The organism is Actinomadura chibensis NBRC 106107 (assembly GCF_001552135.1).
GTDB classification, from domain to species: domain Bacteria; phylum Actinomycetota; class Actinomycetes; order Streptosporangiales; family Streptosporangiaceae; genus Spirillospora; species Spirillospora chibensis.
Genome location: NZ_BCQP01000070.1, coordinates 44,447 through 63,649 on the forward strand (window position 1 = coordinate 44,447; position 19,203 = coordinate 63,649).

Consider the following 19,203-nt stretch of genomic DNA (forward strand, 5'->3'; position numbering starts at 1 on the left):
GTTAGTAGATACCGCCGCCGAAATAGTTTCAATGAGACGGTAATCTTCGGTCTCAAGATGACTACAACAGGTATCCCGCAGGCCGAGCTCGACCTGCCCCGCGTGCTCTCCAGGGTCGAGCGCGGCATCGCCGCCCGGCTCGGCGCGGCGCTCAAGGCGGCCGGCTCCACCGTCGAGGAATGGCGCGTCCTCTCCCTGCTCGCGGACGGTGCCGGCCACACGATGACCGAGGTCGCCGACTTCGCCCTGCTCCCCGCTCCCACGCTCACCAAGGTCGTCGACCGGCTGGTCTCGGCGGGCCGCGTGTACCGCCGGGTGGACGACGCCGACCGGCGCCGCGTGCTCGTGTTCCTGTCCGAGCACGGCCGCGAGTCGCTGGACCGGCTGACCGCCGCGACCGAGGACGAGTGGCGCCGGGTCCGCGAGTCGGTGGGCCGGGAGGAGCTGGCGCTGCTCCAGGCGCTGCTGACCCGGATGTCCGCGCAGCTCGGCTGAGGTCGCTTCTTCGCAGGGAAATACTTCCCTGAGAAAGTTCCCTCCGGTGCCGCGGCGGGTCAGTGGAGGAAGGCCCCGACGCCGGAGGCCATGGCGCCCGCCATCCGCTGCCGGAACGCTGCGTCCGACAGCTTGGCGGCGTCGCCCGCGTTCTGCATGTTGCCGCATTCGATGAACACCGCCGGGACCGTGGACATGTTGAGGCCGCCGAGGTCGTCCCGCCGGTCGAGGCCGTCGCGTCCGACGTAGGTGGCGGGGGGCATGCCCGTCCCGGACCGGTAGGCGTCGCGGAGCGCCGTGCCGAGCCGCCCGGACGGCTGGACGATCGCCGCGTTCCGCCCCACCGGCTCCGGCTCGATGACGTGGAACCCGTGCCCGGACGGCTCGGCGCCGTCCGCGTGGATCGACACGACGGCGTCGGCGCGCAGCCGGTTCGCGATCTCGGCCCGGGTCGTGACGCACGGCCCGACCCCGGTGTCGTTCCTCCTGGTCAGCGTCACCTTGGCGCCCCGCGCGCGCAGGACGGCCGCGAGGCGGTTGGCCACGTCCCAGGTGAAGGCGTGCTCGGAATAGCCCTGCTCGGTGCTCGTCCCGGTGGTGTTGCAGGGCTTGTATCCGTTCCCGATGAACACCTGCTTGTCGATCACCTCGGGGTGGGCGGCGTTGCCGCCGTTGTGGCCGGGGTCGATCACGATGGTCTTCCCGCTCAGCGACGGGGAGGCGCCGGTCGGGGTCCCGGACAGCGCGGTCGGCGGCACCGTGCTCGTGGCGGTGGTCGGCGCAGAGGAGCTCCCGCCGTTCCCGCCGCCTCCGCACGCGGCGAGCGCCGTCCCGGCGCAGAGCAGGACGGCGGCCCCGAATATCCTCACCGGCCCATCCCCCCGTGACGCTCCGGTCGCCGACTCTCCCAATCTGCGCCGTCCGGCCCCGCCTAAACACACGGCCTAAACAACGGGATGATGGGGCTCCGGCTTGAGGGAGCGGTGATGGCGCGGTCGTGGTGGGGCTGGGGGAACGTCGAGGACGCCGTGCGCGGCGCCGAACTGGACGCGCTGCTCGCCCGCGCCCGCGCGCTCGCGCCCGGCGAGCTGACCGGCCACGAGCCGCCGGACGTCGGCTCGCTCGGCGTCCCGGCCACCCGGCTCGCCCCGCCGCCGTCCCTCGCCGGGCTGTGCTCGGCCGATCCGGCCGACCGGGCCGCGCACGCGCACGGCAAGGCGTTCCGGGACGTGGCGCGCAACCTGCTCGGCGACCTCCCGCACGCGCCCGACCTGGTCGCGCGGCCGCGGGACGAGCGCGACGTCGCCGACCTGCTCGACTGGTGCTCCGGCGACCGCGTCGCCGTGATCCCCTACGGCGGCGGCAGCTCGGTCGTCGGCGGGATCGAGCCGCGGTTCGCCGACGGCCGCCCCGCCGTCACCATCGACCTGACGCGGCTCGACCGCGTCCTGGAGGTCGACCCGGTGAGCCGGGCCGCGCGCATCCAGGCGGGCGTGCTCGGCCCGCACCTGGAGGACCAGCTGAGACCGCACGGCCTGACGCTGCGCCACTTCCCGCAGTCGTTCGAGTTCTCCACGCTCGGCGGCTGGCTGGCGACCCGCGCGGGCGGCCACTTCGCCACGCTCAACACGCACATCGACGACCTGGTGGAGTCGATGCGGGTCGTGACGCCGAGCGGGGTCGCCGAGTCGCGGCGGCTGCCGGGGTCGGGCGCGGGACCGTCCCCCGACCGGCTGTTCCTCGGCAGCGAGGGCGCGCTGGGGATCATCACCGAGGCGTGGATGCGGCTGCGGGAACGGCCGCGCTGGCGGGCGAAGGCGTCCGTGCGGTTCGCGGACTACGCGGCGGCGGTCGCGGCCACCCGCGCGGTCGCGCAGAGCGGGCTTAACCCGGCGAACTGCCGCCTGCTGGACGCCGCCGAAGCGCTGGTCAACGCGGGCGTCGCGGTGGACGGCGGCGTGCTGGTGCTGGCCTTCGAGTCCGCCGACCACCCCGTGCGCGCGTCCCTCGACCGGGCGGTGGAGCTGTGCCGCGACCACGGCGGCGAGGCCCCGGACGAGCCCGCCGATTCCGACCCCGCCTCGGACAGGTGGCGGTCGTCGTTCCTGCGCATGCCCTACCAGCGGGACGCCCTGGCCCGGCACGCGCTGATCGTGGAGACGTTCGAGACGTCCTGCACCTGGGACGGCTTCGACCGGCTGCACCGCGCGGTCACCGCGGCGGCCCGGGACGCGATCCGCGACGTCGCCGGGGACGGCGTCGTGGCCTGCCGCTTCACCCACGTCTACCCGGACGGCCCGGCCCCCTACTTCACCGTGTACGCGCCCGGACGCTGGGGCGCCATGGTCGCCCAGTGGGACGGGATCAAGACCGCCGTGTCCGAGGCGATCGCGGCGCACGGCGGGACGATCACCCACCACCACGCGGTCGGCCGCGACCACCGGCCCTGGTACGACCGGCAGCGCCCCGGCCCGTTCGGCGCCGCGCTGACCGCCGCGAAGGCCGCGCTCGACCCTGCGGGCGTCCTCAATCCGGGCGTCCTCGTTCCCGCGCCCTGACCCTCCGCGCCGCGACTCTTCACCCGCGAACCTGAACGCCGTTCCACGGATCTGCCCAACGAACCGGGCCTCCTTCGGCGAAAACTGCCGACATTCTCTCGGCCTCGGTGTGGTTCGGTCCATTAGCTGGACTGGGATGCCGAAGCGCCCGCGCCCTTCTCGCCGGACGGGGTTGCCCGGCGGCGGATCGCCGATTACGGTTCACTCGATTAACAGGAAAGTTTCCTATCAGATTCGAGGCCGCACGAAATGCCGCGCCCGCCCCCCGCCAGGCGATCGACGACCGGCGCGTGAATTGACCGCGCGACACGAACCGACTCGGGGTTCGGGGGATTCCCGCTCGTCCACACCCTCCTACCCGGGAGTGACATTGAGAAGAAAGCTCTTCCCCGGTTTCCTGTTCACCGCCCTCTCCGCCCTCGTCCTCGCCCTCGTCGTGCCGATCCAGGCCAACGCCGCGGCCACCGTGACGGCGTCGTTCGCCAAGGCCTCCGACTGGGGCTCCGGCTACGAGGGCAAGTACACGATCAAGAACGAGACCGGCTCGGCCCTCTCGTCGTGGAAGGTGGAGTTCGACCTTCCGTCCGGCTCGTCGATCGGCTCCTACTGGGACGCGCTGCTCACGAAGAACGGGCAGCACGCCACCTTCGCCAACCGCGAGTACAACGCGGGCATCGCGCCCGGCGCCACCGTCACGTTCGGCTTCCTCGTCAGCGGCTCCGGCGCGCCTGACAACTGCAAGCTGAACGGCGGGTCCTGCACCGGCGACGACACCACGCCCGGCGCCCCCTCCGCGCCCGGCGAGCCGTCCGTGACCGCCAAGACGGACGGATCGCTGACGCTGTCGTGGTCGGCGTCGTCCGGTTCGGTGACCGGATACCGGGTCTACGAGGACTCCGCCGTCCGCGCGACGGTGACCGGCACCACCGCCACGATCAGCGGGCTGGAGAAGTGCTCCTCCCACACCTACACGATCAAGGCGTACAACGACGCCGGCGAGTCCGCGGCCGCCACGGTCAGCGGCACCACCTCCGGCTGCACCACGCCCGACGTCGGCAAGCACGCCGCGCCGTACCTGTACATGGGTTGGGGCAACCCCCCGGACCCGACCACGGTCATGAGCGCGTCCGGCATCAAGTCGTTCACGATGGCGTTCATCCTCGCCCAGGGCGGCTGCAACCCGTCGTGGGACGGCCAGCGTCCGCTCAAGGGCGGCGCGGACGAGAACGCGATCAAGAAGATCCGCGCGGCCGGCGGTGACGCCATGCCGTCCATCGGCGGCTGGTCCGGCAACAAGCTCGGGCCGAACTGCTCCACGCCCGAGGCCCTCGCCGGCGCCTACCAGAAGGTGATCGACGCCTTCAACTTCAAGACCATCGACATCGACATCGAGAACACCGACGAGTTCGAGAACCCGACGGTGCAGGACCGCATCCTGAACGCGCTGAAGATCGTCGAGCAGAAGAACCCCGGCATCCAGACGATCCTGACCATGCCGACCCTGACCAGCGGCCCGAACGACGTGGGCAAGCGGCTCATCAACCAGGCCGCCAAGCTGCAGGTCCCGGTGGACATCTTCTCGATCATGCCGTTCGACTTCGGCGGCGGCTCGGACATGTACGGCAACACCGTCAAGGCGTCCGAGGGTCTGAAGGCGGCGCTCGTGTCGGCGTTCAAGTACACCGACGCCGAGGCCTACACCCACATGGGCATCTCCGGCATGAACGGCGCGTCCGACCAGAACGAGATGACCACCACGGCCATCTGGACGCAGATCCGCGACTGGGCGAAGTCCAAGAACCTCTCCCGGCTCACGTTCTGGGCGGTCAACCGCGACCGTCCGGGCGACAGCGGCACCAGCCAGCAGCCGTGGGAGTTCAGCAAGATCACGGCAGGCTTCTGAGCCACTCCCCCCGCGCGGCCCGCGTCCCAGCTCCGGGGACGCGGGCCGCCCCCTTTCCGGGCCCCTGCGGCCTCCGCACGCCCCGGTCCCGGCGTCCTCACATGGCGCCGGGGCCGCCGTGCGAGGCGTCCCCGGACGGTGCCCCGGACCGCCGTTCAATGGCCCACGGAACCGGTTCCGCGACGGCAACGGCACCGAGACCCGATTGGCAGAATCTGCCCGCGAAACAGCCGACCCGTTGGATACCAGTGCCGATTTTCGCCGGGGCTCCGGCTGGTTCGGCGCTCAAGCTGCACTGGTACCGGGCCCCCGAACAGGGGTTTCGGCAAAGGGCTTGCCCAGGTCGCGGCAGGCGGTTACCTTGCTTCCAAAACTGATAGGAAACCTTCCTATCAAATAGCGTCTGTCTCGGGGTTCGGGGGAATCCGCCAGCTTCCCTACCGATGGAGGAGTCCTTGCGCCCCCGCTCTGCTCTCAGCGTCCTCATCGCCCTGATGCTCGCCCTGATCCTGCCCGCCCCCGCGCACGCCGCCGCGGCGACCGCGACGTTCACAAAGCCGCAGGACTGGGGCTCGGGCTGGGAGGGCCGCTTCACGCTCACCAACCCGTCCGGCGCCGCCGTCAGCGGCTGGACGGTCGAGTTCGACCTCCCCGCGGGCACGACCGTCGGCTCCTACTGGGACGCCCTCCTCACCAAGGACGGGCAGCACAACGTCTTCAAGGACCGCGGGTACAACGCCGCGATCCCGGCGGGCGGATCGGTCACCTTCGGGTTCCTCGGGAACGGTCCCGGCAGCCCGCAGAACTGCAAGTTCAACGGCCAGCCCTGCGCGGGCGGCGACGACGGCGGACCCGGCGGCGGCCTCGGCTCCCCGAGCGCCCCGACCGTCACCGCGCGCACCGACACCTCGCTCACGCTGAGCTGGACGGCGGGCACCGGCACGCCGACCGGCTACCGCGTCTACGAGGGCGCCGCGCTGCGCGCCACCGCCAGCGGGACGTCCGCGACGATCTCCGGCCTCGACAAGTGCTCCACGCACAGCTACACGGTCAAGGCCTACGACGACAAGGGCGAGTCCGCCGCCAGCACGGCCGTCACCGCGACGACCACCGGCTGCGCCACCGGCCCGCTGCCGAAGCACTTCCTCACCGGCTACTGGCACGACTTCGTCAACAGCGCCCGCGCGCTGAAGCTCTCCCAGGTGCCCGACCAGTACGACGTCGTCGCCGTCGCGTTCGGCGAAGCCACCAGCAACTTCGGCGAGGTCAGCTTCAAGGTCGACCCCGGGCTGGCCAGCAAGGTCGGCGGCTACACCGACGACCAGTTCAAGGCCGACGTCAAGGCGCTCCAGGCCAAGGGCAAGAAGGTCATCCTGTCCGTCGGCGGCGAGAAGGGCGCCGTCTGGGTCGGCAACGCCAACGCCGCGGAGCTGTTCACCAACTCCGTCTACAAGATCATGACCGAGTGGGGCTTCGACGGCGTCGACATCGACCTGGAGAACGGCCTCAGCCCGCAGTACATGGGGCAGGCCCTCCGGGCGCTGCGCGCCAAGGCCGGCAGCGACCTGATCATCACGATGGCGCCGCAGACGGTCGACATGCAGTCCACGGGCGCGGCCTACTTCCAGCTCGCGCTCAACATCAAGGACATCCTGACCGTCGTCCACATGCAGTACTACAACTCAGGCACGATGCTCGGCTGCGACCAGGGCGTGTACTCGCAGGGAACAGTGAATTTCATGACGGCGCTGGCCTGCATCCAGCTTGAGAACGGCCTGCGTCCCGACCAGGTCGCGCTCGGCCTCCCGGCGGGCGCCGGAGCGGCGGGCGGCGGCGTCGTCTCCCCGTCCCTGGTCAACAACGCGCTGGACTGCCTCGCCAAGGGCACGAGCTGCGGCTCCTTCAAGCCGTCCCGGACCTACCCGGACATCCGCGGCGCGATGACCTGGTCGATCAACTGGGACGTCACCAACGGCGGCGGCTTCGCCGGGACCGTCGGTCCGCACCTGAAGACGCTTCCGTAGCGGCCACCTCCGCGGAAGGACGGACCATGAGGAAGACATGGGCCCCGGCGGTGCTCGCCGCCGGGCTGCTCGTCGGGCTGCAGAGCCCGGCGCACGCGGACAACGTGCTCACCAACGCGGGCTTCGAGAGCGGGACGCTGAGCCCGTGGACCTGCGACAACGGATCGGTGGTGGCCACCCCGGCGCACACCGGGACGCACGCCCTCCAGGGCGGCGTCAGCGCGGGCAGCACCGGGCAGTGCACGCAGACGGTCGCGGTGAAGCCGAACACGGCGTACGCGCTGTCCGCCTGGGTGCGGGGCAGCTACGTGTACCTCGGCGTGACGGGCGGGTCGCAGACCTGGACCCCGTCCGCGTCGGACTACACCAAGCTGTCGGTGTCGTTCACGACGGGCGCGAACCAGACGTCCGCGGAGATTCTCCTGCACGGCTGGTACGGCAACAGCGCGTACTACGCCGACGACGTCGTCCTCGACGGCCCCGGCGGCGACCCCCAGCCGGGCGTGCCGGGCGCGCCCGGCTCGCCGTCGGTCGGCGCGGTCACCGACACCTCGATCGCGCTGTCGTGGACGCCCGCGTCCGGGACGGTCACCGGCTACCGCGTCTATGAGGGCTCCACCCTCAAGGCGACGGTCACCGGGACGAGCACCACCATCTCGGGCCTCACGGCGTGCAGCTCGCACAGCTACACGGTCGCGGCGTACAACGACGTCGGCGAGTCCGCGAAGTCCACGGCCGCGAGCGGCCGGACCAGCGGGTGCGTCGACACCGGCCTGCCGAAGCACGCGCTCATCGGCTACCTGCACTCCAGCTTCGCCAACGGCTCCGGCTACGTCCGGATGGCGGACGTCCCGGACGCGTGGGACATCATCGACCTCGCGTTCGGCGAGCCGACGTCCGTCACGTCCGGCGACATCCGGTTCACCCGCTGCCCGGTGACCGAGTGCAAGAACGTGGAGAGCGACGAGGAGTTCATCGCCGCGATCCGCGCGAAGCAGGCGCAGGGCAAGAAGGTGCTGATCTCGATCGGCGGTGAGAAGGGCCAGGTCCAGCTCACCACGGCGGCGGCGCGGGACGCGTTCGTCCGGTCCGTCTCGGCGATCATCGACAAGTACGGGCTGGACGGTCTCGACGTCGACTTCGAGGGCCACTCGCTCTACCTGAACCCGGGAGACAGCGACTTCCGCAACCCCACCACCCCGGTCATCGTCAACCTGATCTCGGCGCTGAAGTCGCTGAAGGCGAAGTACGGCCAGAAGTTCGTGCTGACGATGGCGCCCGAGACGTTCTTCGTCCAGGTCGGCTACCAGTTCTACGGCGGGACGAGCGGCGGCGACGGGCGGGGCGGCGCGTACCTCCCGGTGATCGACGCGATGCGCGACGACCTGACCGTGCTGCACGTCCAGGACTACAACTCCGGGCCGGTCATGGGGCTCGACGGCCAGTACCACAACATGGGCGGCGCCGAGTTCCACATCGCGATGACCGACATGGTCAAGGCCGGGTTCCCGGTCGGGAACACCGGCAAGACGTTCCCCGGGCTGCGGCCCGACCAGATCGGCATCGGGCTCCCCGCGGCGGTCAGCGCCGGGAACGGGCACACCCCGCCCGCCCAGGTGCAGCAGGCCGTCAACTGCCTCGTGAAGGGGACGGGCTGCGGCTCCTACACCCTGCGCGGCGGGACGTCCCCGGGCTTCCGCGGGCTGATGACCTGGTCGATCAACTGGGACCGCTACTACTCCTGGGAGTTCATGAACAGCCACCGGCCGTTCCTGAACGGCCTTCCGTGATCCGCCGCCCCTGAACCACCCCGGATCACCCACCCCACCGGAAGGGAAAAGATGAGATCGAGAACGAAGGCCGCCGCGGTCGCGGCGGTCGCCGTCCCGGCCGCGTCCGCCGCGGTCCTGGTCGGCTCCGCGACGGGCGCGAGCGCGCACGGCAGCATGTCCAACCCGCCGAGCCGCGTGTACGTGTGCAAGACCGAGGGGCCGGAGACCCCGAAGTCGGCCGCCTGCAAGGCGGCCGTCGCGGCGAACGGCACCCAGGCGTTCTACGACTGGAACGAGGTGTCGCTGCTCGACGCGGGCGGCCGGCACCGCCAGCTCATCCCGGACGGCCAGCTCTGCAGCGCGGGCCGGGCGAAGTACCGCGGGCTCGACCTGCCGCGCGCCGACTGGCCCGCGACGAGCGTCAAGCCGGGACCGCTGACGATCACCTACCACGCGACCGCCCCGCACGCGGACGGCAACTTCGAGTTCTACATCACCCGCGACGGCTTCGACCCGACGCAGCCGCTGCGCTGGTCCGACCTCGTCCCGATCCAGACGTTCGCCCACCAGAACCCGACCACGTTCACCAACTGGACGATCACCCTCCCGCCGCGGACGGGACGGCACATCCTGTACTCGATCTGGCAGCGGATGGCCTACAGCAACGAGGCGTTCTACACCTGCTCCGACGTCGACTTCGGCGGCGGCACCACCACCCCGCCGACCGACCCGCCGACGGACCCGCCCACCGATCCTCCGACCGACCCCCCGACCGACCCTCCGACGGACCACGGCACGTGGGCCGCGGGCACGTCCTACGCCGCGGGCGACAAGGTGACCTACAACGGCTCGACGTACCAGTGCGTCCAGCCGCACACCGCGATCGCCGGCTGGGAGCCCGCGACCACCGCCGCGCTCTGGCGGAAGGTCTGAGCGCGACACGATGAGGCGCACCGGCGATGAGGCGGCCGCGACGAGCGGCACGCCGACGACAAGCGAGGACCGTTCACGGCTGAGGCGCGCCGCGCCCAAGTACGGCGCGCTCGCGATCCTCGCCGCCTGCGCCGTCCTGGTGTTCGCGCAATGCGGAGCCGCCGGCGGTTCGCCGTCCGGCGGCTCCACCCCCGCGGCCCAGGGCGGGCCCGGGTTCAACCCCACCGACGTCATGTTCCTGCAGATGATGCTGCCCCATCAGGAACAGGGCGTGAAGCTGGTCCGGCTCGCGCAGGGGCACCCCGTCACGCCCGAGGTCAGGACGCTGGCCGCGGCCATCGAGACGACGGAGGTCGCCGAGGCGAGGCAGATGCAGCGGCGGCTGCGCGACTGGCGGCGCCCGCTGCGGGCGGCGGCCGGCGCGCACGCCGCGCACGGCGGCCTGCCGGAGACCACCGACGCCGAACTGGAGGCGCTGGCGCGGACTCCGCCGGACCGCTTCGAACGCGAGTTCCTCAACCTGCTGATCGGCCATCAGGACGACGCGGTCCAGATGGCACGCCTGGAGACGGGCCAGGGCGAGGACTCGTGGACGCGCCGCCTGGCGCAGCGCGTCGACCGGTCCCGGTCGGCGCAGATCAAACAGATGTTGAAGATTCTCACCCAACCCCCGGAAGACTCCCACCGGAAGTAGGTGTTCGGCATGCGCCGAATGATCGGAATCTTGACCACCTTCGTCGTAGTGGCCGCGCTCGCCGTCGCCCCGGCGAGCGCGGCGGACAGGCTCACGGCGGCGTTCAGCCTGTCCGGGACGACAGGGAAGTACGTGGTCAGCAACCCCGGCACGGGATCGGTCAGCGGCTGGACGCTGACCTTCAACCTGCCCGCGGGTGTGACGGCGAGCAACCCGCAGAACGCCACCATTTCGCAGAGCGGCACGAAGGTGACGCTCCGCCCGCTGTTCTATATCGACACCGTCAAGGGCGGCGGCAGCACCGAGCCGTACAGCCCGACCTTCACGTTGAGCTCCGCGACGGCGCAGCCGACGAACTGTTTGCTGAACGGCGCCAACTGCGACGGCTCGGGTGACCCGCCGAGGGTCGCGCAGGGCGTCACGGCGACCTACTCGCTGGACGGCACCAGGGCCAAGTTCATCGTCGCGAACAACACCTCCGCGACGATCACCAACTGGTCGGTCGTCTTCGACCTGCCGTCCGGCGTGACCGCCTCCAGCGCGGACAACGGCTCGATCACCCAGAGCGGGACGACGGTCACCCTCTCCCCCGCCTACTTCAACGCGACGATCGGCGCGGGCCGGACGACCGAGCCCTACAGCCCGACGTTCACGGTGTCGAGGGCGGGCGCCGAGCCGACGACCTGCCGCGTCAACGACGTCAACTGCGACGGCTCCGCCGACGCGCCGCCGGCCGCCCCCGGCAACCTGACGTCCCCGGTGAAGACCACGAAGACCGTCTCGCTGAAGTGGGACGCGGCGAAGCCCGGCAGCCTGCCGATCACCGCCTACGAGGTCTACAACGGCACGGCGCTCGCGACGACGGTGCCGGACACCAACGCCACCGTCACGGGCCTCACCCCGAACACCGAGTACACGTTCACGGTGAAGGCGCGGGACCGCAAGGGCAACCTGTCGGCCGCCAGCTCCCCCATCACCGTGAAGACGAACAACCCGGCGGACGACACGACCCCGCCGTCCACCCCGACCGGGCTGAAGAGCACCGGCAAGGACTCCGGCAGCGTCAAGCTCTCGTGGAGCCCCTCGACCGACAACTCGGGCGTGGCGAACTACGACGTGCTGGTGGACGGCAAGGTCGCGACGACCGTGAACGACACGTCCGCGACGGTGGCGGGGCTCTCCCCGTCCACCGAGTACACCTTCACCGTCAAGGCCCGTGACAAGTACGACAACGTGTCCGCGGCCAGCGACGCCATCAAGGTGAAGACGGACGACGTCGTCGGCAACGGCTACGCCAAGGTCGGCTACTTCGTCCAGTGGGGCATCTACGGCCGCCAGTACTTCGTGAAGAACCTCGTCGACACCGGCGCCGCGGCTCGCCTCACCCACATCAACTACGCGTTCGCCAACATCGACCCGACCAACCTGACCTGCCTCCAGGGCGTCACGAAGGGCACCACGTCCAACCCGCAGGACCCGAGCCAGGGCGACGGCGCGGGCGACGCCGAAGCCGACTACGGTCGTCCGTTCAGCGCCGCGCAGTCGGTGGACGGCGTCGCCGACTCCGGCTGGGAGAAGCTGCAGGGCAACTACAACCAGCTGAAGAAGCTCAAGGCGAAGTACCCCAACCTGAAGGTGCTCATCTCCATCGGCGGCTGGACGTACTCGAAGTACTTCTCCGACGTCGCCAAGACCGACGCGTCCCGGCAGAAGTTCGTCAAGTCCTGCCTCGACACCTACATCAAGGGCAACCTGCCCGACTACAACGGCAAGGGCGGTCCGGGCACGGCGGCCGGCATCTTCGACGGCATCGACCTCGACTGGGAGTGGCCGGGCGCCGAGGGGCACCCGGGCAACCACGTCAGCCCTGACGACAAGCACAACAACACCCTGCTGATCGCCGAGTTCCGCAAGCAGCTCGACGAGCTGACCAAGGAGACCGGCAAGCGCTACCAGCTCACCGCGTTCACCCCCGCCGACCCGGCGAAGATCGAGGCCGGCTGGGAGCTCGCCGAGGTCGCGAAGTCCATGGACATCTTCAACATCCAGGGCTACGACTTCCACGGCTCCGGCAGCGACAACTCGTGGGAGCCCAACCGCACGGGCCACGCGGGCAACCTGTTCACCGACGTGGACGACCCGTACTCGTTCCACTTCAGCGTCGAGAACGCGGTGAAGCCGTACCTGGACGCCGGCGTCAACCCGCGCAAGCTGACCATCGGACTCGCCTACTACGGCCGCGGCTGGCAGAACGTCAAGGACGGCGGCAAGGGCGGCGAATGGCAGGAGGCGAAGGGCGCGGCCCCCGGCCAGTTCCAGGAGGAGGCCGGCACGCGCGGCTACAGCAACCTGCTCGCCAGCGTGCCGAACTGCAAGATCGTCCACGACGAGCAAGCGGTGGCGACGTCCTGCTACACCGGCGACAACGGTCAATGGTGGACGTTCGACGACGCGTGGTCGATCCAGAAGAAGGTCGCCTGGCTCAAGAGCAAGGGCCTGCTGGGCGCGATGATCTGGGAGATGTCCGGTGACCCGGGCGTCCTGACCAAGACCCTGGCGGATTCGCTGGGCGGCTAGTCCCGTAGGACTGGTCCCCTAGGACTGGTCCCGTAAGACCCAGGGCCGGTGCCGCCTGCGCCAGCACGGCACCGGCCCTGACCCAATTCCCTTCGGACCGGGTGGTCCAATTTCGCGTCCGCGCCTTAGCCCACGAGCACTCCGGCGCGGCGGCGGTCACTCCGTGTTGATCAGCCGTGCCCGCAATGAACGGCCCGCCGGAAAAGGCGGCGCGGAGCCTCGATCCGTTTCCCCGGCATTACTCGGGCGGCCGGCCGGGATACGTCTACTCTGTCGGAATGGTTCCCGCTTCGGGTGTTTCCCCCGTGACGTCCAGGCTTGGGTGGCTCGACGCGCTGCGCGGAGGGGCGGCGCTCACGGTGGCCCTGCACCACGCCAGCTACGTGTACCTGCCGGACACCCGGATCCTGATGAAGGAGTGGTACGACCCCGGGATGGCGGCGGTCCTGGTGTTCTTCCTGGTCAGCGGCTACATCGTGCCCGCGTCGCTGGAACGGCGCGGCAGCGTCCGGGAATTCTGGATCGGACGCTTCTTCCGCATCTACCCGCTGCTCGCCGTGACCTGCTTCCTCGCGGTGCTCCCGTTCCTGCTCGGCGTCCTCGGGCTGCGCGCCGGGCTGGCGGACTACTCCGCCGCGACCGCCGTCCTCGCGCACCTCACGATGCTCCAGGACGTGCTGAACGTCCCCAACGTGATGAACGTGCTGTGGACGCTCTCCTACGAGATGGCCTTCTACCTCCTCATCGTCGCGCTGTTCGTCGTCGGCGGGCACCGCCGGTCGGCGCCCGCCGCGGCCGTCCTCACGGTCCTCGCGGTGGCCGCCGGGGCGCTGACCGCGTGCGGCGTGCTGACCGGCGCCTACGCCCCCGCCGCGCTGCTGTCCCGCACCGCCGGGACCGGCCCGGTCGTCGCCGTGACCGCCGTCGCGCTGCTCGTGGCGATCGCCGCCGCCGTGTCCGGACGGCGCGCCCCGCGCACCGCGGGCGGGCTCCTCGGCGGGCTGCTCGCCACCCTCCTCGTGACCGCGAACGGGCGCATCGACGCCTGGGAGAGCGTCCTGATGCTGGCGGTCATGTTCACCGGGACCGTCGTCCACCGCGCCGAGTACGGGCAGATCACGCGGCGCGCGGGGGTCGCGACGGCGGCGGTCGTCCTCGCGGGCGCGGTCGGCACCGGAACGTGGCAGGCCGCCCCGTACGGGTGGAAGGCCCAGTTCTCCTGGAACGCCACGATCCTGTCGGCGGCGCTGGCGTTCGCGGTGGCGTGGCGGTGGCGGCACCGGCGGTTCCCCGGCTGGGCGACCTGGCTCGGCACCGTCAGCTTCTCGGTCTACCTGCTGCACCCGCTGCTGCTGATGGTGGCCGCCCAGTTCCTCGGCGCCTCCGGCCGGGAGGACGCGCTCGGCCTCGCGTTCTTCGTCCTCGTCCTGCTCATGCTGAGCTGGGCCACGCAGCGCTGGATCGAGGCGCCCGCGCAGCGCCTCGGCCGCCGCCTCGCCCGCCGCCCGGCCCGACCGGACGCCCCGGTCCAGCCGGTTTTCACAGGGTACGGGCGGGGTTGAAAAAGAAGCGTTCCGTTCAGTTCCACAATGGGCGCGTAGAAGGTTCGCAGGTGGCTAAGGGGGCCTGCGTAGAACGCCTTCTAAAAGGGGTGCGGCCGTCGATCCGGCCGTTCGCCAATTGCGGGTGGGTGGTCAATAGTCGAAACACCGGCCGGCGCCGCGCCGCTTCCGTGACGCCGGCCGGGGACCGGCAGGGCCAGGCGGTCAGCACGTTTCTTCGTTCCGCACTCCTGTGAAAGGAACCCCCGCTCATGAGGAAGCGCAGACTGTGGGCCGTGGCGCCGATCGCGGTCCTGACACTGTCCGGTACTTCGCTCGCGGCGGCGGCCGCCGAGCCGTCGCCGCCCCCGCACACGACGATCGTGGGGGGCGTGCCCGCGACCGAGACCTACTCGTTCATGGCGTCCCTCCAGGAAGGGGGGCAGCACGGCTGCGGCGGCTCCCTCGTCGCGCCGTCCTGGGTCGTCACCGCCGAGCACTGCGGGCAGCCCGAACAGATCCGCGTCGGGACCCAGAGCTGGAACTCCGGCGGCGAGGTACGCCCCGTCGCCAGCCGCCAGATCGTGGGCGGTGACCTCGCGCTGCTGAAGCTGACGCTGCCGTCGACGATGAAGCCGATCCCGATCGCGACCAGCGCCCCGGTCGGCTCGGCGACCCGCCTCATCGGCTGGGGGCAGACCTGCCCGCAGCCGGGCTGCGGGCAGCCGCCCGTCCAGCTCCAGCAGCTCGACACCACCGTCATCGACGACGCGAAGTGCAAGGACATCGAGGGGGCGACCGAGCTCTGCGTCGACGGCGGCAACGGCAGGGGCGCCTGCTACGGCGACTCCGGCGGCCCCGCCGTGACCGGCGGGCCCGGCTCCTGGCAGCTCGTCGGCGCGACGAGCCGGGGCGACCGGGTGTGCGCGCAGGGGCCGTCGATCTACAACGACGTCACCGCCTACCGCGCCCAGATCCTGCAGATCATCGGCGGGACGCCGGCGGCCGCGCGCTGACCGTCCCCTCCAGAACGTGCCCTCCGCCGGAGCGCGGTGCCCGGCGGAGGGCACCACCACCCCGAGCCCCTGGCCTGGGGGCGCCCGAACCTTCCGGCGGGCGCCCTCAGGCCCGGTTCTCCGGCCGGGGCAGGAACGCGACGAGGGCCGTGCCCACGGCGGTGATGACTGCGGCGACGACGAACGCGGTCGCGTAGCCGTCCACGAGGTCGGCGCCGGAGCGCGCCGCGGCCGTGCCGAGCACGGTGAGGCCGATGGCGCCCCCGATGGTGCGGGAGGTGTTGACCACCCCCGCCACCGCGCCCGCCTGGGACCGCGGCGCGCCCGCTGTCGACGCCTCCACCAGCGGTGTCATCAGCAGCCCGAAGCCCACGGCCATCGTCGCGCCCGGTCCGAGGATCGAGCCGAGGAAGGTGCCGTCGGCGTCCAGCACGGCGCTCTGCCAGCCGAACCCGGCGGCGGCGAGCAGCCCGCCCGCACCGGCCAGCAGCCGCGCGTCCAGGCGGGCCATCAGCGGCGGCGCCAGCCTGGAGCCGACGATGATGCCCGCGGTGTGCGGCAGGAACGACAGGCCGGTGCGGACGGCGCTGTACCCGAGGACGTTCTGCATGTAGAGCGACAGGAAGTACCAGAGCGCGAAGCCCGCCATCGTCGAGACGAGCGTGGCGAGGTTCCCGACCGCGACGCTGCGCAGCCGGAACAGCCCCGGCCGGACGAGCGGCTGCGCCGTCCGCGACTCGACGGCGACGAACGCGGCGAGCAGGGCCAGCCCGGAGCCGAGCCAGACCAGCGACGTCCAGCCGCGGTCGTCGGACTCGCCGATCCCGTACGCGAGCAGGACGACGCCCGCCGTGACGAGCACCGCGCCCGGCAGGTCGAGGCGCTGCCGCCCGGCCGGGCCGCGCTCGCCGCGCAGCCAGCGGACCGCGACGACCGCGACGGCGAGCCCGATCGGCACGTTGATCAGGAACACCCAGCGCCAGCTCAGGTAGTCGGTGAGCAGCCCGCCGACGAGCCCGCCGGTCGCGCCGCCCGCGGTGCCGACGGCCGTCCACATGGCGATCGCGCGGGTCCGCGCCGGGCCGTCCGGGAACGTGGCGGTGATCAGCGACAGCGTGACGGGGGCGAGGATCGCGGCGCCGAGCCCCTGCACGGCGCGGGCTCCGATGATCATCGCCGGGTCCTGCGCGAGCCCGCCCGCGAGGCTCGCGGCGGTGAACAGGCCGAGGCCCGCGACGAACACGCGCTTGCGGCCGAACAGGTCGGCGGCGCGCCCGCCGAGCAGCAGGAACCCGGCGAACGTCAGCGAATAGGCGTTGACGACCCATTCCAGGCCGGACGCGCTGAGCCCGAGCCCGGCGCGCAGGTCGGGCAGCGCGACGTTCACGACGGAGATGTCCAGGACGACGAGGAACTGCCCGACCGACGCGGCGAGCAGCGCCGCCCAACCGGGTGTCGCGGACAGTTCCGCCGGTCTTTCGCCGACGCGGGGCTCATGGGTCGCGGTCATGCCGTCCAGGCTGCCGCGCGCGGGCGCGCCGGCGCGTCGGGCGGCGGGACGAGACGGGCACGTCCCATCGTCCTAGGACCCGCGGCGGGGCCGGAGGCGGGGTCGGCGGTCAGGCCAGGCGCTCGTAGGCGGCGTAGGCCGCGGCCCCGAACACCAGGTGCGGCACCACGTCGGACACCCAGCCCGACAGCGACCACTCCCGCGGATCCGTCACGCCGAGCGCCGCGAGCGGCACGTTGGAGCCGAGCATGGCCAGCGTCCCGAGCGCCAGCACCCCGACCGGCCACGGCACCGGCCGCTCGCGGGCGGCGGCGGCGTAGCAGAGGCCCGCCCCGGCGCCCGTCCCGAACCCGAGCAGCGCCCCGACCGCCTCCTTCCGGTTCTCGGCCCGCTCGCCCTCCCCCAGGTCGACGTGGACGTCGTCCGCCATCTTCTGCACAGCCTCGTTCGGCGTACTGCTCGCGCCGCGCGCCCGCACGAGCATGTCGAGATAGGTGACGGCGTTGAGCGCACTGGTCCCGGCGGCCCCGGCGATCAGCCCATTGACAAGTGTCCGCATACCGACCCGCCTACCCCGCGACGCGGACTTCACGTCAGAGGGCGCCGAGGATGCGGGTCAGGTGCTCCACGGTGGACTCGTGCCACGTCGCGGCCGCGCAGATGCTGTCCTGCGCGCGCTGGTAGAGCTCGACGTCGCTGGGCCTGTCCAGGTACATCGCGCCGGCGAGCTGCTCCAGGTAGACCACGTCCGGCAGGGACCGGTCCGCGAACCGCAGGACCGTGAACGAGCCGCCCGTCGGATAGAGGCTCGCGCCGTAGGGGAGGATCTGCACGCAGATCCCGGGTCGCCCGCACAGGTCGATGAGATGTTCGACCTGGGCGCGCATCACCGCCCGGTCGCCGATCGGGCGGTTGAACACCGCCTCGTCCAGGACGACCCACAGTCTCGGCGCGTCCGCCGCTCCCAGCCGCTTCCCGGAGGCCACCCGCCGCTGCCGGATGGCCTGGACCTGCACCCGCCGCTCGACCTCCTCGTCGGAGACGCCGGGATGCCCGCGCCGGATCACCGCACGCGCGTAGTCCTCCGTCTGCAGGAGCACGGGGACGAGCTGGATCTGGTAGGTGCGCAGCAGGGAGGCGGCCTCCTCCAGGCCGAGGTACGCCTCGAACGAACTCGGCAGCACGTCGGCGTACTGCTGCCACCAACTGGGGAAATTGGCCTGCCTGGCCAGTTCCAGCAGCGACTCCCGCTCGTCCGGGTCGGCCACCCCGTACAGGGTGAGAAGGTCGGCGACGTCACGCTCCTTGAAGCCGACCCGGCCGAGCTCCATCCTGCTGATCTTCGAGTGCGAGGCGCGGATCGCGTACCCCGCCTGCTCGGCGGAGATGCCCCGGGCCTCCCGGAGCGAGCGCAGCCGCGTGCCGAGCAGCAGCCGCAACACCGTCGGCCCGCCGGGCGGGTACCGGTCGGCCGGACGGTCGGAGCCGCTCGCGTCCGGTCTCGCCCCGCGTTCGGCGGGCGCGATGCGGTAGACGCCCCCGACGGCCTCCGGGACGGTCTGCGCGGGCTCCGCCTCACCGGCCGGACGACCCGCGCGCGCCGCCGCGCCGTCACCGGCCGCCGGGAGGAGCCGGTCGCAGGCGGCGGCCCAGCGCCGCAGGTCGGCCTCGGTGCCGCCGCTCAACTCCACGACGCACAGCACGTCCGGCGTGCGGGGCGACCATGTCCGCCGCGCGAACTCGGACATGTCGGAGGGCGTCAGGGCGGGGCCCGCTCCCCGTCTCGCTCCCCGCACGGAGAGGTCGACGAGTTGGCGCAGGCTCAGTCCCGCCTGACCGCGCAGTTCGTCCAGCATGTCCATCAGTTCGGTGGGCGTCTCGGCCCGTCCCGGATCGACCGGGACGGGCCCGACGCCGGGGCCGGGTGCCGGGCTCGACGACCCCGGCTGCGGCGGCGCCCCCTCGCCGTCCCGGTCGCCGTTTCCGGAGCGGCCCAGGCGGTCCGCCGCGCGCTGCCACCGCCCTTTCCATTCGTCCAGGTCACCGTCGCAGGCGGTGACGTAGGCACGGGTGACCTCCCAGCTCGGGAAACGGCGGCCCGCGGCCGCATCGGCCAATGTGGTGTAGCCGTAAAACGACCGCTTGGCCATTGCGCGGTAACTCGGACTTCCCGCGTCGGC

The 19,203-nt window shown here is 71.6% G+C and carries 14 protein-coding genes; 10 read left to right on the forward strand and 4 right to left on the reverse strand.

Translation table 11 applies throughout. The annotated features are described in order from the left end of the window. Positions 1–57 precede the first annotated feature (57 nt). Complete coding sequence (locus ACH01S_RS35605) at positions 58–495, forward strand: MarR family winged helix-turn-helix transcriptional regulator (protein ID WP_067902605.1); 438 nt, start codon at positions 58–60, stop codon at positions 493–495. Between the two features lie 59 nt (positions 496–554). Here the strand turns inward: ACH01S_RS35605 and ACH01S_RS35610 are convergent, their stop codons facing one another. Beyond that, positions 555–1,364 carry an N-acetylmuramoyl-L-alanine amidase gene (locus ACH01S_RS35610; RefSeq protein ID WP_067902608.1) on the reverse strand — a complete coding sequence of 270 codons (810 nt, stop codon included), beginning with the start codon at positions 1,362–1,364 and terminating at the stop codon, positions 555–557. 117 nt (positions 1,365–1,481) lie between these two features. On the opposite strand from ACH01S_RS35610, the gene ACH01S_RS35615 reads away from it, so the two are divergent. The 9 genes from ACH01S_RS35615 to ACH01S_RS35655 all read left to right on the forward strand — a co-directional run bounded on the left by ACH01S_RS35615 (position 1,482) and on the right by ACH01S_RS35655 (position 15,513). Beyond that, positions 1,482–3,053, forward strand: coding sequence for an FAD-binding oxidoreductase (locus tag ACH01S_RS35615; RefSeq protein WP_067902611.1), 1,572 nt, complete (start codon positions 1,482–1,484; stop codon positions 3,051–3,053). A gap of 370 nt (positions 3,054–3,423) precedes the next feature. Beyond that, positions 3,424–4,956, forward strand: a complete 1,533-nt coding sequence (locus ACH01S_RS35620; RefSeq protein WP_067902616.1) for a cellulose binding domain-containing protein — start codon at positions 3,424–3,426, stop codon at positions 4,954–4,956. Between the two features lie 443 nt (positions 4,957–5,399). After that, on the forward strand, positions 5,400–6,980 hold the full coding sequence (locus ACH01S_RS45550; protein ID WP_067902622.1) for a chitinase: 1,581 nt from the start codon (positions 5,400–5,402) through the stop codon (positions 6,978–6,980). Positions 6,981–7,006: 26 nt separating this feature from the next. After that, positions 7,007–8,770: a chitinase gene (locus tag ACH01S_RS35630; protein WP_067902626.1), complete on the forward strand. Its 1,764-nt coding sequence runs from the start codon at positions 7,007–7,009 to the stop codon at positions 8,768–8,770. A 51-nt stretch (positions 8,771–8,821) separates the two neighbouring features. Continuing rightward, entirely contained in the window at positions 8,822–9,685 is an 864-nt protein-coding gene (locus ACH01S_RS35635; RefSeq protein ID WP_067902630.1) for a lytic polysaccharide monooxygenase auxiliary activity family 9 protein, read from the forward strand. Positions 9,686–9,695: 10 nt separating this feature from the next. Continuing rightward, complete coding sequence (locus ACH01S_RS35640) at positions 9,696–10,379, forward strand: DUF305 domain-containing protein (RefSeq protein ID WP_083981521.1); 684 nt, start codon at positions 9,696–9,698, stop codon at positions 10,377–10,379. 30 nt (positions 10,380–10,409) lie between these two features. Next, on the forward strand, positions 10,410–12,956 hold the full coding sequence (locus tag ACH01S_RS35645) for a glycosyl hydrolase family 18 protein (protein WP_246236727.1): 2,547 nt from the start codon (positions 10,410–10,412) through the stop codon (positions 12,954–12,956). A gap of 305 nt (positions 12,957–13,261) precedes the next feature. Then, complete coding sequence (locus tag ACH01S_RS35650; protein ID WP_218010517.1) at positions 13,262–14,518, forward strand: acyltransferase family protein; 1,257 nt, start codon at positions 13,262–13,264, stop codon at positions 14,516–14,518. Between the two features lie 251 nt (positions 14,519–14,769). Beyond that, complete coding sequence (locus ACH01S_RS35655; protein WP_067902637.1) at positions 14,770–15,513, forward strand: S1 family peptidase; 744 nt, start codon at positions 14,770–14,772, stop codon at positions 15,511–15,513. 106 nt (positions 15,514–15,619) lie between these two features. Here the strand turns inward: ACH01S_RS35655 and ACH01S_RS35660 are convergent, their stop codons facing one another. From ACH01S_RS35660 to ACH01S_RS46690, 3 genes are all read right to left on the reverse strand, one after another. Beyond that, on the reverse strand, positions 15,620–17,023 hold the full coding sequence (locus ACH01S_RS35660; protein WP_067902640.1) for a DHA2 family efflux MFS transporter permease subunit: 1,404 nt from the start codon (positions 17,021–17,023) through the stop codon (positions 15,620–15,622). Between the two features lie 109 nt (positions 17,024–17,132). Next, positions 17,133–17,582 carry a hypothetical protein gene (locus ACH01S_RS35665; protein ID WP_067902643.1) on the reverse strand — a complete coding sequence of 150 codons (450 nt, stop codon included), beginning with the start codon at positions 17,580–17,582 and terminating at the stop codon, positions 17,133–17,135. A gap of 34 nt (positions 17,583–17,616) precedes the next feature. Further along, positions 17,617–19,203, reverse strand: a 1,587-nt coding sequence (locus tag ACH01S_RS46690) for a Sco1979 family transcriptional regulator (RefSeq protein WP_306303275.1), incomplete at its 5' end; no start/stop codon positions are given.

Coding starts and splice junctions, on each gene's coding strand:
- ACH01S_RS35605 (WP_067902605.1), top strand. CDS start 58: ATGACTACAACAGGTATCCCGCAGGCCGAGCTCGACCTGCCCCGCGTG.
- ACH01S_RS35615 (WP_067902611.1), top strand. CDS start 1,482: ATGGCGCGGTCGTGGTGGGGCTGGGGGAACGTCGAGGACGCCGTGCGC.
- ACH01S_RS45550 (WP_067902622.1), top strand. CDS start 5,400: ATGGAGGAGTCCTTGCGCCCCCGCTCTGCTCTCAGCGTCCTCATCGCC.
- ACH01S_RS35630 (WP_067902626.1), top strand. CDS start 7,007: ATGAGGAAGACATGGGCCCCGGCGGTGCTCGCCGCCGGGCTGCTCGTC.
- ACH01S_RS35635 (WP_067902630.1), top strand. CDS start 8,822: ATGAGATCGAGAACGAAGGCCGCCGCGGTCGCGGCGGTCGCCGTCCCG.
- ACH01S_RS35640 (WP_083981521.1), top strand. CDS start 9,696: ATGAGGCGCACCGGCGATGAGGCGGCCGCGACGAGCGGCACGCCGACG.
- ACH01S_RS35655 (WP_067902637.1), top strand. CDS start 14,770: ATGAGGAAGCGCAGACTGTGGGCCGTGGCGCCGATCGCGGTCCTGACA.
- ACH01S_RS35660 (WP_067902640.1), bottom strand. CDS start 17,023: ATGACCGCGACCCATGAGCCCCGCGTCGGCGAAAGACCGGCGGAACTG.
- ACH01S_RS35665 (WP_067902643.1), bottom strand. CDS start 17,582: ATGCGGACACTTGTCAATGGGCTGATCGCCGGGGCCGCCGGGACCAGT.